22 protein-coding genes and 3 tRNA genes are annotated in these 18505 nt (G+C 59.4%); 10 read left to right on the top strand and 15 right to left on the bottom strand.

Annotated elements, in window-relative coordinates:
* Positions 1-324 precede the first annotated feature (324 nt).
* The 5 genes from rplA to ACQZ5K_RS09130 form a co-directional block, all read right to left on the bottom strand.
* The gene (gene rplA, locus ACQZ5K_RS09150; RefSeq protein WP_003523724.1) at positions 325-1020 is read right to left on the bottom strand and encodes a 50S ribosomal protein L1; all 696 of its coding nucleotides are present in this window, start codon (positions 1018-1020) and stop codon (positions 325-327) included.
* A 2-nt stretch (positions 1021-1022) separates the two neighbouring features.
* On the bottom strand, positions 1023-1454 hold the full coding sequence (gene rplK, locus ACQZ5K_RS09145; protein WP_003523723.1) for a 50S ribosomal protein L11: 432 nt from the start codon (positions 1452-1454) through the stop codon (positions 1023-1025).
* Positions 1455-1598: 144 nt separating this feature from the next.
* Positions 1599-2129 (bottom strand): transcription termination/antitermination protein NusG, encoded by a 531-nt coding sequence (gene nusG, locus ACQZ5K_RS09140; protein WP_003523721.1) that lies wholly within the window; start codon positions 2127-2129, stop codon positions 1599-1601.
* A gap of 45 nt (positions 2130-2174) precedes the next feature.
* Positions 2175-2375, bottom strand: coding sequence for a preprotein translocase subunit SecE (secE, locus tag ACQZ5K_RS09135; protein ID WP_003523719.1), 201 nt, complete (start codon positions 2373-2375; stop codon positions 2175-2177).
* 185 nt (positions 2376-2560) lie between these two features.
* Positions 2561-2636: transfer RNA gene (locus ACQZ5K_RS09130), tRNA-Trp, on the bottom strand.
* A 186-nt stretch (positions 2637-2822) separates the two neighbouring features.
* Here ACQZ5K_RS09130 and ACQZ5K_RS09125 point away from each other — a divergent pair.
* Complete coding sequence (locus tag ACQZ5K_RS09125; protein ID WP_003523717.1) at positions 2823-3410, top strand: histidine phosphatase family protein; 588 nt, start codon at positions 2823-2825, stop codon at positions 3408-3410.
* Between the two features lie 233 nt (positions 3411-3643).
* Here the strand turns inward: ACQZ5K_RS09125 and tuf are convergent, their stop codons facing one another.
* Complete coding sequence (gene tuf, locus ACQZ5K_RS09120; RefSeq protein ID WP_003525183.1) at positions 3644-4819, bottom strand: elongation factor Tu; 1176 nt, start codon at positions 4817-4819, stop codon at positions 3644-3646.
* Between the two features lie 402 nt (positions 4820-5221).
* On the opposite strand from tuf, the gene ACQZ5K_RS09115 reads away from it, so the two are divergent.
* Complete coding sequence (locus tag ACQZ5K_RS09115; protein WP_003522456.1) at positions 5222-5854, top strand: TerC family protein; 633 nt, start codon at positions 5222-5224, stop codon at positions 5852-5854.
* Positions 5855-6326: 472 nt separating this feature from the next.
* Here the strand turns inward: ACQZ5K_RS09115 and ACQZ5K_RS09110 are convergent, their stop codons facing one another.
* From ACQZ5K_RS09110 to ACQZ5K_RS09100, 3 genes are all read right to left on the bottom strand, one after another.
* Positions 6327-6695 (bottom strand): MliC family protein, encoded by a 369-nt coding sequence (locus ACQZ5K_RS09110; RefSeq protein ID WP_080856526.1) that lies wholly within the window; start codon positions 6693-6695, stop codon positions 6327-6329.
* A gap of 147 nt (positions 6696-6842) precedes the next feature.
* Positions 6843-7046 carry a hypothetical protein gene (locus ACQZ5K_RS09105; RefSeq protein ID WP_448740190.1) on the bottom strand — a complete coding sequence of 68 codons (204 nt, stop codon included), beginning with the start codon at positions 7044-7046 and terminating at the stop codon, positions 6843-6845.
* 277 nt (positions 7047-7323) lie between these two features.
* The gene (locus ACQZ5K_RS09100) at positions 7324-7773 is read right to left on the bottom strand and encodes a hypothetical protein (protein WP_035263391.1); all 450 of its coding nucleotides are present in this window, start codon (positions 7771-7773) and stop codon (positions 7324-7326) included.
* A gap of 318 nt (positions 7774-8091) precedes the next feature.
* Here ACQZ5K_RS09100 and ACQZ5K_RS09095 point away from each other — a divergent pair, with 318 nt between their 5' ends.
* Together ACQZ5K_RS09095 and ACQZ5K_RS09090 are read left to right on the top strand one after the other, a co-directional pair.
* The gene (locus ACQZ5K_RS09095; RefSeq protein WP_003522452.1) at positions 8092-8418 is read left to right on the top strand and encodes a BA14K family protein; all 327 of its coding nucleotides are present in this window, start codon (positions 8092-8094) and stop codon (positions 8416-8418) included.
* A 129-nt stretch (positions 8419-8547) separates the two neighbouring features.
* On the top strand, positions 8548-8742 hold the full coding sequence (locus tag ACQZ5K_RS09090) for a hypothetical protein (protein WP_003522450.1): 195 nt from the start codon (positions 8548-8550) through the stop codon (positions 8740-8742).
* Positions 8743-8920: 178 nt separating this feature from the next.
* Here ACQZ5K_RS09090 and ACQZ5K_RS09085 read toward each other — a convergent pair.
* Positions 8921-8994, bottom strand: a tRNA-Gly gene (locus tag ACQZ5K_RS09085).
* A 25-nt stretch (positions 8995-9019) separates the two neighbouring features.
* A tRNA-Tyr gene (locus ACQZ5K_RS09080) sits at positions 9020-9104 on the bottom strand.
* 209 nt (positions 9105-9313) lie between these two features.
* Between ACQZ5K_RS09080 and rlmB the strand changes: the two genes are divergently transcribed.
* From rlmB to ACQZ5K_RS09060, 4 genes are all read left to right on the top strand, one after another.
* The gene (gene rlmB / locus ACQZ5K_RS09075) at positions 9314-10201 is read left to right on the top strand and encodes a 23S rRNA (guanosine(2251)-2'-O)-methyltransferase RlmB (RefSeq protein ID WP_003522448.1); all 888 of its coding nucleotides are present in this window, start codon (positions 9314-9316) and stop codon (positions 10199-10201) included.
* A gap of 76 nt (positions 10202-10277) precedes the next feature.
* Complete coding sequence (locus ACQZ5K_RS09070) at positions 10278-10670, top strand: acyl-CoA thioesterase (protein ID WP_035263398.1); 393 nt, start codon at positions 10278-10280, stop codon at positions 10668-10670.
* A 159-nt stretch (positions 10671-10829) separates the two neighbouring features.
* Positions 10830-11234 carry a DUF2946 family protein gene (locus tag ACQZ5K_RS09065; RefSeq protein WP_448740189.1) on the top strand — a complete coding sequence of 135 codons (405 nt, stop codon included), beginning with the start codon at positions 10830-10832 and terminating at the stop codon, positions 11232-11234.
* Positions 11235-11280: 46 nt separating this feature from the next.
* Positions 11281-12645 carry a PepSY-associated TM helix domain-containing protein gene (locus ACQZ5K_RS09060; protein ID WP_448740188.1) on the top strand — a complete coding sequence of 455 codons (1365 nt, stop codon included), beginning with the start codon at positions 11281-11283 and terminating at the stop codon, positions 12643-12645.
* 67 nt (positions 12646-12712) lie between these two features.
* Here the strand turns inward: ACQZ5K_RS09060 and ACQZ5K_RS09055 are convergent, their stop codons facing one another.
* Both ACQZ5K_RS09055 and ACQZ5K_RS09050 read right to left on the bottom strand, forming a co-directional pair.
* The gene (locus ACQZ5K_RS09055) at positions 12713-13189 is read right to left on the bottom strand and encodes a nuclear transport factor 2 family protein (RefSeq protein ID WP_448732804.1); all 477 of its coding nucleotides are present in this window, start codon (positions 13187-13189) and stop codon (positions 12713-12715) included.
* Between the two features lie 12 nt (positions 13190-13201).
* Positions 13202-13813: an NAD(P)-dependent oxidoreductase gene (locus ACQZ5K_RS09050; protein ID WP_080816605.1), complete on the bottom strand. Its 612-nt coding sequence runs from the start codon at positions 13811-13813 to the stop codon at positions 13202-13204.
* A gap of 154 nt (positions 13814-13967) precedes the next feature.
* Between ACQZ5K_RS09050 and ACQZ5K_RS09045 the strand changes: the two genes are divergently transcribed.
* Entirely contained in the window at positions 13968-14351 is a 384-nt protein-coding gene (locus ACQZ5K_RS09045) for a winged helix-turn-helix transcriptional regulator (protein ID WP_065655871.1), read from the top strand.
* Between the two features lie 18 nt (positions 14352-14369).
* Here the strand turns inward: ACQZ5K_RS09045 and ACQZ5K_RS09040 are convergent, their stop codons facing one another.
* Together ACQZ5K_RS09040 and ACQZ5K_RS09035 are read right to left on the bottom strand one after the other, a co-directional pair.
* Positions 14370-14792 (bottom strand): N-acetyltransferase family protein, encoded by a 423-nt coding sequence (locus ACQZ5K_RS09040; protein ID WP_448740273.1) that lies wholly within the window; start codon positions 14790-14792, stop codon positions 14370-14372.
* 106 nt (positions 14793-14898) lie between these two features.
* Positions 14899-15252, bottom strand: a complete 354-nt coding sequence (locus ACQZ5K_RS09035) for a DMT family protein (RefSeq protein ID WP_003507620.1) — start codon at positions 15250-15252, stop codon at positions 14899-14901.
* 268 nt (positions 15253-15520) lie between these two features.
* Between ACQZ5K_RS09035 and uvrB the strand changes: the two genes are divergently transcribed.
* Complete coding sequence (gene uvrB, locus ACQZ5K_RS09030) at positions 15521-18487, top strand: excinuclease ABC subunit UvrB (protein ID WP_448740187.1); 2967 nt, start codon at positions 15521-15523, stop codon at positions 18485-18487.
* The last annotated feature ends 18 nt before the right edge of the window (positions 18488-18505 follow it).

Genomic DNA, 18505 nt, shown 5'->3' with positions numbered 1-18505 from the left:
TTGTGAACCCGTCGGGTTTGCCTTTGCCCCAAGGGACCTTTTTACAAAGATCCCGAGCGACGCTCGAGGATCCTGTCCCCCGCTCTGTCGCCGCAAACGGCTTCAGGCACAGGCACACCAGGTTCGAACCGGACAGTCAGGCATCCAGGATGCCTCAAATCCAGCCTCACCCGTCTCATGCAGGTTGAATGATTAAGGCCAGGTCCCGAAAGACATGGCCACCCGCAATCTCGGACAGGAGTTCCGGGTTTCCCCGGAAATCTCCGGCTCCTGGGAGCCGGAAATTCTTTTATTCACACTTCCCCTGGGAAGCGCGAGAATTGATTAAGCCGTAACCGACGAAGGGTCGATCTTGACGCCCGGACCCATGGTCGAGGAAATCGCGACGCGCTTGACGTAGTTGCCCTTGGCACCGGTCGGCTTTGCCTTGATGACGGCATCGGCGAAAGCCTTGATGTTTTCTTCAAGAGCCTTGGCGTCGAACGAAGCCTTGCCAACGCCAGCGTGTACGATACCGGCCTTTTCGACGCGGAACTCGACAGCGCCGCCCTTGGACGCCTTGACGGCGCCGGCAACATCCATCGTCACCGTACCGACCTTCGGGTTCGGCATCATGCCACGCGGGCCGAGTACCTTGCCGAGACGGCCGACGAGCGGCATCATGTCCGGGGTCGCGATGCAACGATCGAAGTCGATCTTGCCGCCCTGGACGATTTCAACCAGTTCTTCCGCACCGACAACGTCAGCGCCGGCAGCCGTGGCTTCATCAGCCTTGGCGCCACGGGCGAAGACGGCGACGCGAACGTCACGACCGGTGCCGTTCGGCAGGTTGACGACGCCACGAACCATCTGGTCCGCATGGCGCGGGTCAACGCCGAGGTTCATCGAAACTTCAACGGTTTCGTCGAACTTGGCGACAGCACGTTCCTTGACCATCGAAATGGCGTCGGTGAGAACGTAGAGCTTGTTCGGATCCACGCCTTCGCGGATCTTCTGAATGCGCTTTGCTACCTTGGCCATGATCAACCTACCACTTCCAGGCCCATGGCGCGGGCAGAGCCCTCAACCATTGCCATTGCGCCTTCGATATCGGCTGCGTTCAGATCCTTCATCTTGGCTTCAGCGATCGTCTTGACCTGAGCCTTGGTGATGGAGCCGACCTTGGCGCCCTTGCCAGGCGTCTTGGAACCGGAGGTGATCTTCGCTTCCTTCTTCAGCCAGTAGGTCATCGGCGGCTGCTTCATGACGAAGGTGAAGGACTTGTCCTGGTAATAGGTGATGACGACCGGGATCGGCATACCCTTTTCCATTTCCTGCGTGGCGGCATTGAACGCCTTGCAGAATTCCATGATGTTAATGCCACGCTGACCAAGTGCCGGACCGATCGGCGGGGACGGATTGGCCGCCCCGGCCTTTACCTGCAACTTGAGCTGGCCTGCAACTTTCTTAGCCATATCTCTCTGCCTTTCAATTCAAACCGGTTACCCGGCTTCTCTTAAGCCGGATTGCTCCGGCGGCTGCGGTTGCGTGGTGCGGCGCCCTGCCCCGGCTTAAAGAGCCAGTTAGCCTTCCACGCGCTTGGGGTCTCGCCCCGCCAATCAGACCTTTTCGACCTGATTGTATTCCAGCTCGACCGGCGTAGCGCGGCCGAAAATCGACACTTCCACCTTCAGGCGCGAACGCTCTTCGTCGACATCCTGAACCACGCCGTTGAACGACGCGAACGGACCGTCGGAAACGCGAACCTGCTCGCCGATCTCGAACGAAACCGAAGACTTCGGACGCTCGACACCTTCCTGAACCTGACCGAGGATACGCTCGGCTTCATAATCGGGAATCGGAACAGGCTTGCTGTCCGAACCGAGGAAACCGGTAACCTTCGGCGTGTTCTTGATGAGGTGATAGGCCTCATCCGTCAGGTTGGCGCGCACCAGCACGTAACCTGGAAAAAACTTGCGCTCGCTATCGACCTTGCGGCCGCGACGCACCTCGACCACCTTTTCGGTCGGCACGAGGATTTTCTCGAAAAGATGATCCAGACCCTTCTGGCGGGCCTTTTCCTCGATCGACTCGGCGACCTTCTTTTCGAAATTCGAATATGCGTGAACGATATACCAGCGCGCTGCCATTTTTATTCTCCGTTCGATCCTTCCACCGGGCCTTTGACCGCGCCGTTACCGGCCTACGTTCAGCACCAGGCTGAGCAGCCAGCCGATGAGCTGATCCGCAGCAAAGAAGAACAGAGCCGCAAAAATGACCATCACCAGCACCATAGCCGTCGAAATCATGGTCTCGCGGCGCGACGGCCAAGTGATTTTTGACGCTTCGGCGCGAACCTGCTGCAGAAACGTAAACGGATTGGTTTTGGATGCCATTGACTGCCCACGCAATTACGGCGCGTAAAGCCGAACTAATCAGCCCCACGCACCGCGTGTCTGTTTTGACCCTACATAAACACCGATTCCCTTTTTAACAAGAGGAAATCGACATTCCGCGAAATTCGCCGGAAATCCGGCACCCATCTGCCATGCAGCGAGGACCCGCGCTTGCGAATGGAAAGTGGCAGGGGCAGAGGGGCTCGAACCCCCGACCTGCGGTTTTGGAGACCGCCGCTCTACCAACTGAGCTATACCCCTTGATCACCTGAACCGGCCGCGAAATCGCTTGGCCAATTCGGTATGCGCTCCTTTAAGGTGCAGGGAAAAGAATGGCAAGTGTGTTTTTTGTTTTTTCACATTGTCTGGCAAAATACCCCGGCATGCCCCGCCCACGGGGTGCATCGTTCAATTCGCTGATCTTCCCCGCATTTCACAGGAACGCCCATGAGCATCTATCTCGTCCGTCACGGCCAGACCGAATTCAACGCCGTTCGCCGCTGGCAGGGTCAGGTCGATTCGCCTTTGACGGAACTGGGGCGACAACAGGCAATACGCATGGGCCGCAGGCTCGCAGCGCTTATCGAAACCGATGAAGTCCATATTTTCTCCAGCCCGCTCGGCAGGGCGAGACAGACCTGCGAGATCGTCGCAGGCGAAATCGGCATGATCGACGGCATCACCCTCGATCCCGGCCTGATGGAGATCGGCATGGGTGTATGGGACGGCATGACGGATTACGAGATCGACTATGAATATCCCGGCATGCGCGACGGGCTGGATCGATACGAATGGTTCTTCCACGCGCCGGGCGGTGAGACGTTCGAAAGAATGACGAGCCGGGTGGCCCGCAGCCTGGAGACCATTCAGCAGAGACAGGCTCGCGATGCGATCGTCATCTGCCACGGCATCACCAGCCGCCTGTTGCGCGGCGTCTATGCGAACCTTCCGAAGGAGGAAGCATTGCGCCTCGATGTGCCGCAGGACGCATTCTTCCATCTCAAGGATGGCGACATCGTCCGCATCGACTGCTGAGAGTCCGTTTGGAAACTCGGCGGCGGAGAGCCGGCAGGTGATTTTTGTGTCTGGCAAGAAGAAGATCGAAGGCGATATCCGATGATATCGTCAAGATTTTCGACACAGCCAGGCGCAAAAAGCATCGCCGGATCGACCCGTCCGACGTTTTCAAACGGACTCTGACCCTTTCCGGCAATAAAAAACCCCGCTGTCTCCAGCGGGGTTTTCTTCAATCCCTTGCGGGTTTGAAATTACTCGACGATCGAGGCCACGATGCCTGCGCCGACGGTACGGCCGCCTTCGCGGATAGCGAAGCGCAGCTTTTCTTCCATCGCGATCGGAACGATCAGCTCGACGTCAACGGTCACGTTGTCGCCAGGCATAACCATTTCCGTGCCTTCCGGAAGTGTCACGATGCCCGTTACGTCCGTCGTGCGGAAGTAGAACTGCGGACGGTAGTTCGTGAAGAACGGCGTATGACGGCCGCCTTCTTCCTTCGTCAGGATGTAGGCTTCAGCCTTGAACTTCTTGTGCGGCTTAACCGAACCCGGCTTGCACAGGATCTGACCACGCTCGACGCCGTCACGGTTAACACCGCGAACCAGAGCACCGATGTTGTCGCCGGCCTGGCCCTGGTCGAGCAGCTTGCGGAACATTTCAACGCCGGTAACCGTCGTCTTCGAGGTCGGACGGATGCCGACGATTTCGACTTCTTCGCCAACCTTGACGATGCCGCGCTCAACGCGACCCGTCACAACCGTACCACGGCCGGAGATCGAGAACACGTCTTCGATCGGCATCAGGAACGGCTGGTCGATCGGACGCTCAGGCGTCGGGATGTAGGCGTCAACCGCAGCCATCAGCTCGCGGATCGCGTCTTCACCGATCTTCTTGTCGGAATCTTCAAGAGCAGCAAGTGCCGAACCCTTGATGATCGGGATATCGTCGCCCGGGAAGTCGTAGGACGACAGAAGTTCGCGAACTTCAAGCTCGACGAGCTCGAGAAGCTCGGCGTCGTCAACCTGGTCGACCTTGTTGAGGAACACGACGATCGCCGGAACGCCAACCTGACGGGCGAGCAGGATGTGCTCGCGGGTCTGTGGCATCGGGCCGTCGGCAGCCGAGCAAACCAGGATCGCGCCGTCCATCTGGGCAGCACCGGTGATCATGTTCTTCACGTAGTCGGCGTGGCCGGGGCAGTCGACGTGCGCGTAGTGACGGGCAGGCGTTTCGTATTCAACGTGCGCCGTCGAAATCGTGATACCACGGGCCTTTTCTTCAGGCGCGGCGTCGATCTGGTCATACGCCTTGAATTCGCCGAAGAACTTCGTGATCGCTGCCGTCAGCGACGTCTTGCCATGGTCAACGTGACCGATCGTGCCAATGTTGACGTGCGGCTTATTGCGCTCAAACTTGCTCTTTGCCATGTGAATTGCTTCCTGTGAACGTGAAGTAGTTTCCCCGGCGTACCGGTTTGGTGTCGCCGTTTAAGGCTTTGTAAGCGAATGCGCAAGACTTAATTGTGAAAGCGTCTTCGCGCGCGCCCTAAGCGTGCCTTGAGGCCCGTATATGGTATCTGATTTGCGACATTCAAACCCTCGCGAGGGCGAAGCGGGCATCCGCTCAATGGCCCCCTCCTCCGGAATGGCCGATCACTAAATAAGATATTTCTATCACAACTTCTTTACCTGCACCGGCATGATGGCTTAAGGACATTTCATCGCCGGGGGGAGACGGGCGACTGGAATCCGGCGCGGACGCGCCATCCCAAGCCATATCTCGATCCGTCGCTTCCCTCGCGACCTCTCTATCCGTTTCAGGACCATCCCATGGAAATCTTCACAGCCGCCGGTTTCACGGCATTCTTACAGGTCATCGCAATCGACCTCGTGCTGGCGGGCGACAACGCCATCGTCATCGGCCTTGCCGCCGCCGGTCTGCCCGCTCACCTTCGCCGCAAGGCGATCCTGGTCGGCATCATCGCCGCCACGGTTCTGCGCATCGGCTTTGCCGCCGTCACCGTGCAGCTTCTCGCCATTGTCGGCCTGCAATTGTTCGGCGGCCTGCTGCTCGCCTGGGTGTGCTGGAAGATGTGGACGGAACTGCGTGAGGCCGCAGGCTCCATCGAAGACGAGGTGACGGATGAAGAGGCCGACCTGACCAAGGGGCACAAGACCTTCTTCCAGGCCGCGACCCAGATCGTCATCGCCGATGTTTCCATGTCGCTGGATAACGTCCTTGCCGTCGCCGGCGCCGCACAGGAACATGTGACGGTGCTCATCATCGGCCTCGTCGTTTCGATTGCGCTCATGGGCCTTGCCGCCAACTTCGTCGCCAAGCTGCTGCACCGCTATCGCTGGATTTCCTATCTCGGCCTGATGGTCATCATCTATGTCGCCCTCAACATGCTGTATCACGGCACCCTCGAGGTTCTGCCCTATCTCCAGCCCTATCTGAGCTGAAACGACCAGCAGACACGCTTCTCCAGAAGGCCCGGAAACGCCAGTTTCCGGGCCTTTTTCATGGCCTGCGCCCGTCAGGTCTCACCATCCTCTTTGCCGTCGCAGGACAGTAAGAATCAATCGTCGCGCTTGCTGCAACATCGGGAGAAGACAGGGAAATCGTGAATTTTCGCCGATGGATTCTGACAATTGAGGTCAGCCACGGGCAAGCCTAGGGAGCTAGGCAATAAGTCATAATAATAAAAAGAAAGGTAAAGCTGCCAATGGCTTATGACTGGAGCGGCGGTCGTACCCGCCGCCTTCGCAGGGTGAGGCTCGGTGTTGTCGCCAGCTCTCTTATCCTGCTGGCGCTTCTTGCGTCGCTCGTTCTTGGCTGAACGCGCCGCGCGCGCACTCCCACGCTGACCGGCGGCATGGCAAGGTTTTCAAAAAACCGCCCTGCCGCCGCTCCTTTGCGGGAAGGAGCAGATGCTCAGGATTTCCTGGCCTCGACGCAATGAACCGGCTTTTTCATCTCCGGATCCGCCATCAGATCGTAAAGATCCGCCTCCTCGCCCTTCGACCACCAGACATAAATGCCGCCCTGATATTTGGCACCCGACCCGGAAATGACATTTGCGGCAACGGTGACGCCATCCTTCAGCCCCAGCCGCACGAGGCTGATCTCACCGGCATTGAAATAGACGGCCTCCACCTTGTCGGCGGCGCATTGATAGACGGTCTCCACCTTTTCGACCGTCGTGTCATTCGGAAGCGGAATCACCAGCTCTTCAGCCATGGCGCCGGTAGCGACCGACATGGAGAAAGCTGCAAGGCATGTCGCGGCGACGGATTTTTTCATAATGACCCTTTCCTGATTTCACCGAACCATAAGGTCACGCCAGCAAAGCCGAAATGGGGCGGCCGCCTCTCACCATATCAAATTTTCGGGAATATCGGCCTCGCAGGCATCAGGCGGCTTTATCACCGCACAGGCCTTGCAGCACTTTCATTCAGGCCGGCAAGCTGTGATAAAACCTATCGAAAAAGCCAATAAACGACGCCAAGGATCACCGTCCACATCAGCAGCGATATGGCCAGCACGGTGAGATAGTTTCGAAATCGTCTTGTCATCCGCCCACATTGCCGGCGAGCCGTCATCGGACAGCCGCAGCCGTTGAATTGCTGGATGCGGATCAAGCCGCAGGGTCAAGTCTTTCTATCAAGAGACTGAATCGCAAACCATTCGCAGATTTTACCCGCCCGAAAACGGGGTTGCCCCATACGGCACGTTTCCACCCATCGAGAAACGGACTCATCCGCGATCAGGTCCTGATCGCGGACAAGAAGCGATATCCGCATCTGCCGGCGAATGGCGGCAAGGGAAAAAGGGGGCAAGGGCAAACGATCACGGCCGAATCGGCTCACGCGTTATCCGAAACCATGTTGGATAACGCGCCAGCGCCGGAGGTAATCCGCCCCCGCCTATCTCAGCTCTTCAGGGCCGTGTTGCACAGGCTCCAGTAGCCGCCGCCCTTCTGGATCCATTTCAGATCGCCGAGCGTGCCGTCATTCTTGTTCTTGTGATAGGAGTCGACACAGGTTTTCAGGCGGGCCTTTGCGGGCGTCTCGCTTGAATATTTCTTATCGACAGCACTCGGGAAAGCGACGCCCTTCGGGGCCTTTGTCGTCGCTTTTGCGGGTTCTTTTTCGGTGGTGGCCGCGACCTGCTTGTCGTCGGCCGCATCCTCAGCTGCCGCCTCGCTGCCGCAGAACTTGGCGCGATAGTCGTTCCACTTGACGTCCTTGGCCGACCCGTCGGCTTTCGCCGCCTGATATTTCACGCTGCACTCCTTCATGGTGAGTGCGGCTGCGGGGGAGACAAACGCCGCCGATGCCAGCAGCGCAAAGGATGAGAGAATGACAACCCTGTTAAACATTGAAGACTCCCGTTTGCATGATTGCCGGCCGACTATCTGACCGGATTTTCCGCTTGTCAACGAGCAGTGCGAAAGGACGGAAAGTGAAGCAGGTGGGAATGGAACTTGCTTGCCGGACACACCGTCTTCCCGGTGAAGGCAGCATCGCACCGTCATCATGAAAGCCGCCGCAGGACCGGGAGCACCCCGATATTGCCGCTTCAACCTCCTCCCACCGCCCAGCCCGAAGAATCACGTGTTCGTGTAGGGTCAACCCTTCACCGGAACGAATTTCCTAAGTTTTCGTTAGCATACCGAACGAATAACGAGGATTTATCGATGTTGAGGATGCCGAAGACCATCTCCGCGCTCGCTCTTGGCGTCGCGATATCTGCCGCTGCTGTCGTGCCCGCCCATGCGTTGAGCCTCATACAGCCGGCCTACGAAACACAGGCGCAGGCGCAGAATTCAGATCAGCGAGGCTACCCCGCGTCTGCCTTTGCGGCAGGGAAAGGCGAAGAAGCCACGCCCAACGGCTACGCCCTGTCTCAAGCCGAAATCGACCATATAAAATGGTGTGCGGCGCGTTACACATCCTACCACCCCACCGACAACAGCTATATGGCCCCTGCCGGCACGCGGACGCAGTGCCGCTCACCCTATTGATTCGGTGAGGCCCGGGGGAGCATCTCCAGCCCGGGCCGTTGCCGACAAGATAAAATTTACCTTAAATTCTACTGATCTGAACCTTTTGCCCGGCGAGCCGTTTGAACGCGTGACAACGGGGAAAACGCGATGCTTTGGAATCTGGAAAAGCTTGAACAGGAGCGACTTGATCTGATCGAGGTCATCACGGCCCTGCGTCGCGTGGAGCGCCTGTCGAAAACGGATCGCACCTCGATCTTTGAGGAAATCACGGCGCATATGGGAAGGCTGAGCGAACTGGACGCGGAAAAACTGCGAATCCAGTCGGCGCTGGAGCCATCCTGAAGACGCGTTCTGCATGGTGCGACCCCCACAGACGCAGTCAGACCTCATAACAAAGCACTCAGGAAGAACGCCCTTCCTACAGGTGGAAAAATGCCAGAAGACGGCCGCATGTTTCCGCAGAGGCAAAGGGCGGCAAAACAGTACTAGAGAAACTTTATTGATGATATTGGGGAGAAGCTGGAGCGGGTAGCGGGAATCGAACCCGCGTATTCAGCTTGGAAGGCTGCTGCTCTACCATTGAGCTATACCCGCGGTGGTGATTTCGATCCGTGCAGAATGGTGGAGGGAGTTGGATTTGAACCAACGTAGGCGTAGCCAACGGATTTACAGTCCGTCCCCTTTAACCACTCGGGCATCCCTCCAGCTTTCTGCTAGGATCGAGCGACCAAGCTCTTCAGATTTCGCTGCGGCGAAGCGCCGTTGCGTCGTCTGTGGCGCGTATATGACGGCCTCGTTCGTTTCTGTCAACACGCCCTTTCACGAATTTTCGGGAAAAAATTCAAACCTCTTTACGGCCCTGTGGATTATCGCGGGGGCTGGTGCGCGCCTCCCGGCGGAGATATAAGGCGCCATGAGCAAAGACGATCCCAAGAACAAATCCACCCGCGACACGCACTATGCCAACCTGCGCCGCGCCGTGCGCGACGCCAAGCGCGAGCGTGGCGAAATTCCGACCCCGCAGCAGCCGAAGCGCAAGAACCGAGGCGCAGACGACTGGAAGCCGCCGCAGCTTGCGCCCGATCAGGTGCATCTTTACGGCCTGCATACCGTGCGCGCGGCACTCGCCAATCCCGAACGGCAGATCGTCAAGCTCTCCGTCACCCAGAACGCCTTTGCGCGTCTCGATATCGGCGAGGCCGATGCCCAGCCCTTCCCGGTCGAGATGGTTTCCCCTCAGGATATCGACCGTGTGCTCGGTCCCGAGGCCATCCACCAGGGCGTGATGCTGGAAACCCGGCCGCTGCCGGTCAAGCGTCTTGGCGCGCTGAAGGACAGCCCGCTCATTCTCGTGCTCGATCAGGTCACCGATCCGCACAATGTCGGCGCCATCATGCGCTCCGCGGTCGCCTTCAACGCCGGCGCCGTCATCACCACCATGCGCCACAGCCCGACCGAGTCCGGCGTGCTGGCGAAATCGGCTTCCGGTGCGCTGGAACTCATTCCCTATATCCAGATCACCAATCTGGCCGATGCGCTGGGCGAGTTGCACAAGCTCGGCTTCTTCTCCGTCGGTCTGGATTCCGAAGGCCCCGCCCCCATCGAGCAGACCTTCAGCGGTGAAAAAATCGCGCTGGTGCTGGGCGCCGAAGGCAAGGGCCTGCGCCAGAAAACGCGCGAAACCGTCTCGGCGCTCGCCCGTCTAGATATGCCCGGCGAGATCAAATCGCTCAACGTTTCGAATGCGGCAGCCATCGCCCTTTATGCAACGCAGCAATTTCTGGGCAAAGCGTCGTCCTGACGCTTCGCCTTCCTTGCGAAATCGCAAAGCGCAACGCATGCTGCGCCTTTGTCATTCGCACGGAGCAAATCTCAACATGACCGACCAGACGATCAAACCGACCGGCGAGCTGACGCTCAGAACGCTCGCCATGCCGGCCGACGCCAATCCGGCCGGCGATATTTTCGGCGGCTGGGTCATGTCGCAGATGGACTTGGCGAGCGGCATCCGTGCAGCGGAGCGTTCCCGCTGTCGCGTGGTCACCGCGGCGGTCAAGGAAATGGCCTTCGAGTTGCCGGTGAAGATCGGCGATACGCTGTCCATCTATACCGACATCGCCCGCGTTGGCCGCACCTCCATCACGCTGACGGTGGAAGCCTGGGCGCAGCGGTCGCGTTATGACAAGCTGGAAAAAGTCACCGCCGGAACCTTCATCATGGTGGCGATGGACGAAACCGGACAACCCACGCCCATTCCGGCAGCGGAATAAGCGTGCTGCGGCGCTGGGCTCCAGCGCCGCTCTCCATCTAAGCGGCATATATAACAAGCAGCATCGGCATCCCACGCCTTGCCCGGGATCGTTGTTGCCCTTCCCAGCCCGTCATTGTGTCGCGGTGACATTTCGCTGCAAATATGACATTCCGATTGCATGGGATTCATTCGCAGGATCATGCAGGACAGAAGTTCGGCTGGCGCCATCGCCATGCTGGCGGTTCTGCTTTTCCTTTTGCAGGGTCTCGCCAACGGCCTGACCAGCGGCAATATGGCGATGGCCGCGCTGGCGGCGGATGAGATCATCTGTTCCAGCCATATGCCGGAAGGCGGCTCCAGCAAACAGAACCCGGCCGGCAAGATCGCCGATGACTGTTGCGGCACGCTCTGCCGTCTGGCTTCGGCCACCGCCGCCGCTCTTCCGGTCATTCCCATCGAGCGCGCGGACAATATTCTCCCCGCGGTCGAAGTCGCCTTCCTGAACGTCGACGCGGTATTGCCGCCATCGCCGCCCAATCTGGAATCGCGCCCACGCGCACCTCCCTCCGCTCCGCAGCGCTAGAACACTGTCCGGCCTGCCGGAAAATAATTCTCTTGCGGAGACATTCATGTCCGTTACGACCTCTTTCGAGGGCGAGCGTGCGCCTGCGCATTCCTCGTCCGCAAATCTTTACCGCGCCGTATGGCGCTGGCATTTCTACGCCGGTCTGCTCGTCCTGCCCTTCATGATATCGCTCGCCGTCACCGGTGCACTTTATCTCTTCCGGGACGAGTTCGATAATCTCATCCATTCAGACCTGAAGCGGATCGAGGTGGTGCAAAATGCGCCGAAAGCGCTGCCTTCCGAGATCGTGAGTGCAGCACTTGCGGCCGTTCCCGGCACAGCCGTCAAATATACCACATCCGCCGATCCGGGCGCGTCGACGGAAATCACCGTCAATACGGCGGATGGAAAGCAGGCCGTCTACGTCAATCCCTACACTGCTGAGGTTGCGGGCTCCCTGCCGGATCGCGGCACCGTCATGTGGACGATCCGCTATCTCCACAGCCTGAAATATTTCGGTACCTATGCCCGCTATCTGATCGAGATCGCTGCCGGCTGGTCAATCCTTCTTGTCGCCACCGGCATCTATCTCTGGTGGCCGCGAAAGCAGACCGGCGGTGTCGTGACCGTGCGCGGCACGCCGAAAAAGCGGGTGTTCTGGCGCGATACCCATGCCGTCACCGGCATTTTCGTCGGTTTTTTCATCGTTTTCCTTGCCGTCACCGGCATGCCCTGGTCGGGCGTGTGGGGTGCGAAGGTCAATGAATGGGCGAATGGCAGCAACTTCGGATATCCGGCGGGCATTCGCACCGATGTTCCGATGTCGGGCGAACATCTCGATCACGTGGCGAAGACAAGCTGGTCGCTGGAGCAGGCGAAAATACCGGAATCCACCCATTCCGCCGAAGGCCAGCCAATCGGGATCGACGAGGCGATAGCGCGTTTCGACGCGCTCGGTCTTGCCGCCGGTTACGCTGTCTCCCTGCCGGGCAAACCGACGGGCGTTTATAGCGGCTCCGTCTATCCCGACGATCTGGCGCAGCAACGTGTCGTCCATCTCGATCAATATAGCGGTAAAACGCTGATCGATATGAGCTACGCCGACTACGGCCCGCTCGGCAAGGCGCTGGAATGGGGCATCAACGTACATCTGGGCCAGCAATATGGCCTCGCCAACCAGATCGTGCTTCTGGCCGCCTGTATCGGCATCGTGCTGCTTGCCGTATCCGCCGGCATCATGTGGTGGAAACGCCGCCCGAAAGGGTCGCTCGGCGTGCCACCCCTGCCGCAGGAAAAACGCGTCCTGCACGGCCTGCTCGTCATGCTGGCCATCGGCGGCATCATTTTCCCGCTGGTGGGCGCGAGCCTGCTGGCCATGCTCGCGCTGGATTTGATCGTACAGTCGCGCCAGAAACGACGCGCGATCTGAAAATGAAAACAGCCGGGCGAAAATCCCGGCTGTTCCCCTGTTATCGGCAATGCGACGGCAACGGCCCTCAGAACATTGTATTATTGTTCGCCGCCTTTTCCGGCACCTCCTGGATCACGTCCCAGTGCTCGGTGATCTTGCCATCGGTGACACGGAAGATATCGACGATGGCCCTGCCGCGATCACCTTCATTTTCCGTCGAATGGATGTGCAGATAGACCAGATCGCCATCCGTGGCGCTGCGAACGATCCGCGCTTTCGACTGCGGATTCTCCTTGAAGAAGCCGGTAAAATAATTAACGAACGGCGCCTTGCCGTCCGGCACCATCGGGTTGTGCTGCTTGTAGCTGTCGACGAGGACGGCGGCGCCCTTCGCCACATCATGCTTGTTGAAGACCGTATCGTAGAACTCGATCACCAGTTTGCGGTTGGCTTCTTCCTGCGCGAAGTCCCGTGCTGCGGTTTGCGCCAGAACGGGTGCCGCCATCAAGGCGGGCACGAGGGCGAAAGCGGCGATGGCAAGACGGCGTGTTACGAAATTCATGGGTGATACCTCTCAATAACCGACGGTGAAACGCTGGCGGGAATGCTGCGGCTTCTCGATTTCATCGACAAGCGCGATGGCATAATCTTCGAAGGAAATGCGGCTGCCTTCGTCATTGCTGAGGAGATTATCCTTGCCGATGCGGAATTTGCCGGTTCTTTCGCCCGGCACGAATTCGGCGGATGGCGACAGAAAGGTCCAGTCGAGCTGTTTTTCCTGTTTCAGAATATCCAGAAACTCCGCACCCTTGGTCGCTTCGGCCTTGTAGGCGGCCGGGAAATCCGGCAGGTCGACCACACGCTGGCCCGGCGCGATTTCAAGGCTGCCGGCGCCGCCGACGACCAGATAGCGCTGAACGCCGGAGGCGCGCACGGCCTCGATCAGCGTTGCCGGATCGCTGGCGGTGAAATGCACCGAACTGATCACGGCATCGTGACCCTTCAGCAGTTCCGAAAGCCCTGCCTGATCGAAAACATCGCCCTTCTTTGCCACCACATTCGGCAGGCTGGCGATCTTTTCAGGATTGCGGGCGATTGCCGTCACCTGATGTCCCCGGTCGGAAAGTTCCTTCAGAATACGGGACCCGGCATTGCCGGAAGCGCCGATGAGCGCGATTTTAGCCATGGCTTCTTTCCTCTTGTCACTATCGTTACCGGTCTAGATTATAGACCGCAAAGAAGAGCTATGGTATCGCAGCCATAGCCGCAAGAAGTCAGCGGCGGCTGATCTGGTCACATGGCGATGACCTGCAAGGGTAAAAAGGGCAAGGGGTAAGGACATGGCGGATACGCAGACGAAAGAGGTTTTTGCCTTCGACCAGCCCTGCCCCATCCGCGACGTGCTGGACCGTATCGGCGATCAATGGAGCCTTTTGGTTCTGGAAGCCCTGCAGGGCGGCGTGCTGCGCTTCAACGAGCTGAACCGCAGGATCGACGATATTTCCAAGCAGATGTTGTCCCGCACCCTGAAACGGCTGGAAGAGGATGGCTTCATCCGCCGCACGCTTTATGCCGAGGTGCCGCCGCGCGTGGAATATGAGCTGACCAATCTCGGCCGCTCGTTTCTGGTGCCGATGCAATTGCTGGTGCAATGGGCTGACGAGAACCACGTTCGCATCTGCAAGGCCCGCCTGCAATATTCCGAAAACGACAATCGCGGCTGACCCGGAAGCAGACCGCGTCTAACCCAGCCGGTAAACCTTGCAGACCAGCCCCGCCGGCTGGCGATAGGTCGTAAATCCCATGGCGTCGTAATAGCTTTGTCCGAGCATGTTGTCCGCGCCGATGCTGGCATCGATATTTTTAAGGCCACGCGCCTCCGCCGCCCTGTGCGTTGCCGCGAAGAGGGCGGATCCCACACCTCTTCGTGCCGCCTGCGGGCTGACATGGGTGCCGATGATGCCCCAGCCTTCCGCCACGCCATAGGGATTGTCCGCGCGCGCATAACGCAGCGACTGGAAGCCCAGGATACGCCCGTCGTCGTCCTCGGCGACCGAGCATTCGATACGGTCGGCGTGCTGGATGTAATTCTCCAGCACCGCCGTAATCTCCGTCGGCGCTTTTCGGAGGCCGGCCGAGAATATCTCGTTCTGAACCGCCGCCATACCCGTTGCATCGTCAACTGTCGCAGGCCGTATTTTCATCGATACATCACCTCATATCCGTTGCGACTGGTTCCGGGCCGGCAAGCGCCGGGGTATTTTTTCCTTTTCAGGAGCGGAAAATGAAGGACGCACCGAAAGCGATCAGCGCGAAACCGATCACGTGATTGATGGTGATGCTTTCCTTCAGCCAGAAGATCGAAAACAGCGCGAAGACCGCGAGCGTGATGACTTCCTGGATGGTTTTGAGCTGCGCGGTCGAATAGACCTCCGAACCGATGCGGTTGGCGGGAACGGCAAGCACATATTCGAAGAAGGCGATGCCCCAGCTGGCGACAATCGCCAGGAAGAGCGCGCTGCCCTTGTGCTTGAGATGGCCGTACCAGGCGAAGGTCATGAAAACATTGGAGGCGATAAGCATCAGGACAGGCCAGATATGGGCAGGGCTGATTGAGAACGGCATGATGGGTCCTGGAAAAAAAGGAGGGATGTCATGAAATGCGGCAGGAGAAGGCAGTCTGAAGGGAACCCTCATCCCGCCCGTATGGATTTGCTCTAGCGCATCCGCCAGAAAACCGGAATCGATTTTCTGCGGATTTTAGCAAAGCTGTCGTCAGCCGCTACGCAACGCATCCGGCCGAATTTTGTTCCGCACGCTTCGTTTCCTTTTTGTACTCATTTTTTCACCGCATCCCCTTCCCTTTATGCGTGACTCCCTCCATATTTCGCCTATGGCCAGATCACCGAAAAACTCCACCTCCTCGCCCTCGGGCTTCGAGGAAGCTCCGCAATCGTCCTTCGAAGGCGCGCCGCTCAGCGGCAGCGTCGCCGATTGGGTGAAGCAGCTCGAGGCGGAAGCGGAGGCGTCCTCCGTGGAAACCCAGCGCGAAATCGCCTCGAAGGCGGGCAAGCACCGCAAGAAGATCGAGATCGAAGCGCGCAAGGAGGCCCAGAAAGCCCCCCCGAAGACGGCCAAGAACACCACGGCCTCCAAGACCGCACGCGGCGTTTCCATCGGCGCATCGAGCGATCCGAAAACCCGCGCCGCCGCCGGTCTCAATCCGGTCGCCGGCATGGACGTATCGCTGGAGGATGCCGCCAACCTCGCGCCGGGCGCCGTCACCGCCACTGTGGACGCGCTGTCGAAACTGATCGAGAGCGGCAATCCGCTGTTCAAGGACGGCAAGCTCTGGACGCCGCACCGGCCCGCCCGCCCGCCAAAATCCGAAGGCGGCGTCGCCATCCGCATGGCTTCGGACTACAAGCCCGCCGGCGACCAGCCGACGGCCATCAACGACCTTGTGGAAGGCATCAATTCCGGCGAACGCAGCCAGGTGCTGCTCGGCGTCACCGGCTCGGGCAAGACCTTCACCATGGCCAAGGTGATCGAGGCAACGCAGCGCCCGGCTGTCATCCTCGCCCCCAACAAGACGCTGGCCGCGCAGCTCTATTCGGAGTTCAAGAACTTCTTCCCCGACAATGCGGTGGAATATTTCGTCTCCTACTACGATTATTATCAGCCGGAAGCCTATGTGCCGCGCTCCGACACCTTCATCGAGAAGGAATCCTCGATCAACGAACAGATCGACCGGATGCGCCACTCCGCCACCCGCTCGCTGCTGGAACGCGACGACTGCATCATCGTCGCCTCGGTTTCCTGCATCTACGGTATCGGTTCGGTCGAGACCTATACGGCCATGACCTTCCAGATGCAGGTGGGTGACCGGCTGGACCAGCGCCAGCTTCTGGCCGACCTCGTGGCCCAGCAATACAAACGCCGCGACATGGATTTCCAGCGCGGCTCGTTCCGCGTGCGCGGCGATACCATCGAAATCTTCCCCGCCCACCTTGAAGATGCCGCCTGGCGCATATCGATGTTCGGCGACGAGATCGATTCCATCACCGAATTCGACCCCTTGACGGGCCAGAAGACCGGCGACCTGCAATCGGTCAAAATTTACGCCAATTCGCACTATGTGACCCCACGCCCGACGCTGAACGGCGCGATCAAGTCGATCAAGGAAGAGCTGAAGGGCCGCCTCGCCGAGCTGGAAAAGGCCGGGCGTCTGCTGGAAGCCCAGCGGCTGGAGCAGCGTACCCGCTACGATATCGAGATGCTGGAAGCGACCGGCTCCTGCGCCGGCATCGAGAACTATTCGCGTTATCTCACCGGCCGCAATCCCGGCGAACCGCCGCCCACTTTGTTCGAATATATTCCTGATAACGCGCTGCTGTTCATCGACGAAAGCCACGTCTCCGTCAGCCAGATCGGCGGCATGTATCGCGGCGACTTCAGGCGCAAGGCGACGCTGGCCGAATACGGCTTCCGCCTGCCCTCCTGCATGGACAACCGGCCGCTGCGCTTCGAGGAATGGGATGCGATGCGCCCGCTCACCGTCGCGGTTTCGGCAACCCCCGGCTCATGGGAGATGGAACAGTCCGGCGGCGTCTTCGCCGAACAGGTCATCCGCCCGACCGGCCTCATCGATCCGCCGGTGGAAGTGCGCTCCGCCCGCAGCCAGGTCGACGATGTTCTCGGCGAAATCCGCGAAACCGCCGCCAAGGGCTATCGCACGCTCTGCACCGTGCTGACCAAACGCATGGCCGAGGACCTGACCGAATATCTGCATGAACAGGGCGTCCGCGTCCGTTACATGCACTCGGATATCGACACGCTGGAGCGCATCGAGATCATCCGCGACCTGCGCCTCGGTGCCTTCGACGTTCTCGTCGGTATCAACCTCTTGCGCGAGGGTCTCGATATTCCCGAATGCGGTTTCGTCGCCATCCTCGACGCCGACAAGGAAGGTTTCCTGCGTTCGGAAACCTCGCTGATCCAGACCATCGGCCGCGCCGCCCGTAACGTCGACGGCAAGGTCATCCTTTATGCCGACAATATCACCGGCTCGATGAAGCGGGCGATGGAGGAAACCTCCCGCCGCCGCGAAAAGCAGATGGCCTATAATGCCGAACACGGCATTACGCCGGAATCGGTCAAGGCGAAGATTTCGGACATTCTTGATTCTGTTTATGAGCGCGATCACGTAAGGGCCGATATTTCTGGCGTTTCCGGCAAGGGCTTCGCCGATGGCGGCCATCTGGTCGGCAACAATCTTCAGGCCCATCTCAACGCGCTGGAAAAATCCATGCGCGACGCCGCCGCCGATCTCGACTTCGAAAAAGCCGCCCGCCTGCGCGACGAAATCAAACGCCTCAAGGCCGCCGAGCTGGCGACCATGGACGACCCTATGGCCAAGGAAGAGGCCCGCGCCATCGAAGGCGGCGGAAAAAACAACAGACGCAGCCACTTGTCGATCTCCCCACCGGAGGGCGAGACATCCGGCGGGACGGAGACGGACGCCGCAGCGAACGAAAGCGGCAAATCCCTCTTCGCCAAACCCTCGCTGGATGAAATGGGCCCCGGCTCGGATGCGGGAAAACCGCTGTTCCGCAGGAACACGCTGGACGAGATGACGGTGGGCAGGACCGAAAAACCCGTGCGCGGCGCGGTGCCCGACAAGCCCGAGACCGAGCCCGGCAAACGGTTCTCACCGTTGCTGGAAGGCCAGCCAGAGCGTGCCACCGATGATCCGCGGCCGCTGGTGCGTGGCAAGATCGGCGCGGGTTCCTATGAGGATGCCGGTGAGCAGAAGCGCAAGAGCCGAACCAAGGGCAAGACGGGCCGGCCGGGGCGCTAACGCACGCATCGGCGATCT

The sequence above is a fragment of the Agrobacterium sp. 22-226-1 genome (genome assembly GCF_053522345.1).
This window is presented reverse-complemented; position numbering and strand designations above follow the sequence as displayed.

Excerpts from the sequence above, each read along its gene's own strand:
- rplA (WP_003523724.1), bottom strand. The coding sequence starts at position 1,020 with ATGGCCAAGGTAGCAAAGCGCATTCAGAAGATCCGCGAAGGCGTGGAT.
- rplK (WP_003523723.1), bottom strand. The coding sequence starts at position 1,454 with ATGGCTAAGAAAGTTGCAGGCCAGCTCAAGTTGCAGGTAAAGGCCGGG.
- nusG (WP_003523721.1), bottom strand. The coding sequence starts at position 2,129 with ATGGCAGCGCGCTGGTATATCGTTCACGCATATTCGAATTTCGAAAAG.
- secE (WP_003523719.1), bottom strand. The coding sequence starts at position 2,375 with ATGGCATCCAAAACCAATCCGTTTACGTTTCTGCAGCAGGTTCGCGCC.
- ACQZ5K_RS09125 (WP_003523717.1), top strand. The coding sequence starts at position 2,823 with ATGAGCATCTATCTCGTCCGTCACGGCCAGACCGAATTCAACGCCGTT.
- tuf (WP_003525183.1), bottom strand. The coding sequence starts at position 4,819 with ATGGCAAAGAGCAAGTTTGAGCGCAATAAGCCGCACGTCAACATTGGC.
- ACQZ5K_RS09115 (WP_003522456.1), top strand. The coding sequence starts at position 5,222 with ATGGAAATCTTCACAGCCGCCGGTTTCACGGCATTCTTACAGGTCATC.
- ACQZ5K_RS09110 (WP_080856526.1), bottom strand. The coding sequence starts at position 6,695 with ATGAAAAAATCCGTCGCCGCGACATGCCTTGCAGCTTTCTCCATGTCG.
- ACQZ5K_RS09100 (WP_035263391.1), bottom strand. The coding sequence starts at position 7,773 with ATGTTTAACAGGGTTGTCATTCTCTCATCCTTTGCGCTGCTGGCATCG.
- ACQZ5K_RS09095 (WP_003522452.1), top strand. The coding sequence starts at position 8,092 with ATGTTGAGGATGCCGAAGACCATCTCCGCGCTCGCTCTTGGCGTCGCG.
- ACQZ5K_RS09090 (WP_003522450.1), top strand. The coding sequence starts at position 8,548 with ATGCTTTGGAATCTGGAAAAGCTTGAACAGGAGCGACTTGATCTGATC.
- rlmB (WP_003522448.1), top strand. The coding sequence starts at position 9,314 with ATGAGCAAAGACGATCCCAAGAACAAATCCACCCGCGACACGCACTAT.
- ACQZ5K_RS09070 (WP_035263398.1), top strand. The coding sequence starts at position 10,278 with ATGACCGACCAGACGATCAAACCGACCGGCGAGCTGACGCTCAGAACG.
- ACQZ5K_RS09065 (WP_448740189.1), top strand. The coding sequence starts at position 10,830 with ATGGGATTCATTCGCAGGATCATGCAGGACAGAAGTTCGGCTGGCGCC.
- ACQZ5K_RS09060 (WP_448740188.1), top strand. The coding sequence starts at position 11,281 with ATGTCCGTTACGACCTCTTTCGAGGGCGAGCGTGCGCCTGCGCATTCC.
- ACQZ5K_RS09055 (WP_448732804.1), bottom strand. The coding sequence starts at position 13,189 with ATGAATTTCGTAACACGCCGTCTTGCCATCGCCGCTTTCGCCCTCGTG.
- ACQZ5K_RS09050 (WP_080816605.1), bottom strand. The coding sequence starts at position 13,813 with ATGGCTAAAATCGCGCTCATCGGCGCTTCCGGCAATGCCGGGTCCCGT.
- ACQZ5K_RS09045 (WP_065655871.1), top strand. The coding sequence starts at position 13,968 with ATGGCGGATACGCAGACGAAAGAGGTTTTTGCCTTCGACCAGCCCTGC.
- ACQZ5K_RS09040 (WP_448740273.1), bottom strand. The coding sequence starts at position 14,792 with ATGGCGGCGGTTCAGAACGAGATATTCTCGGCCGGCCTCCGAAAAGCG.
- ACQZ5K_RS09035 (WP_003507620.1), bottom strand. The coding sequence starts at position 15,252 with ATGCCGTTCTCAATCAGCCCTGCCCATATCTGGCCTGTCCTGATGCTT.
- uvrB (WP_448740187.1), top strand. The coding sequence starts at position 15,521 with ATGGCCAGATCACCGAAAAACTCCACCTCCTCGCCCTCGGGCTTCGAG.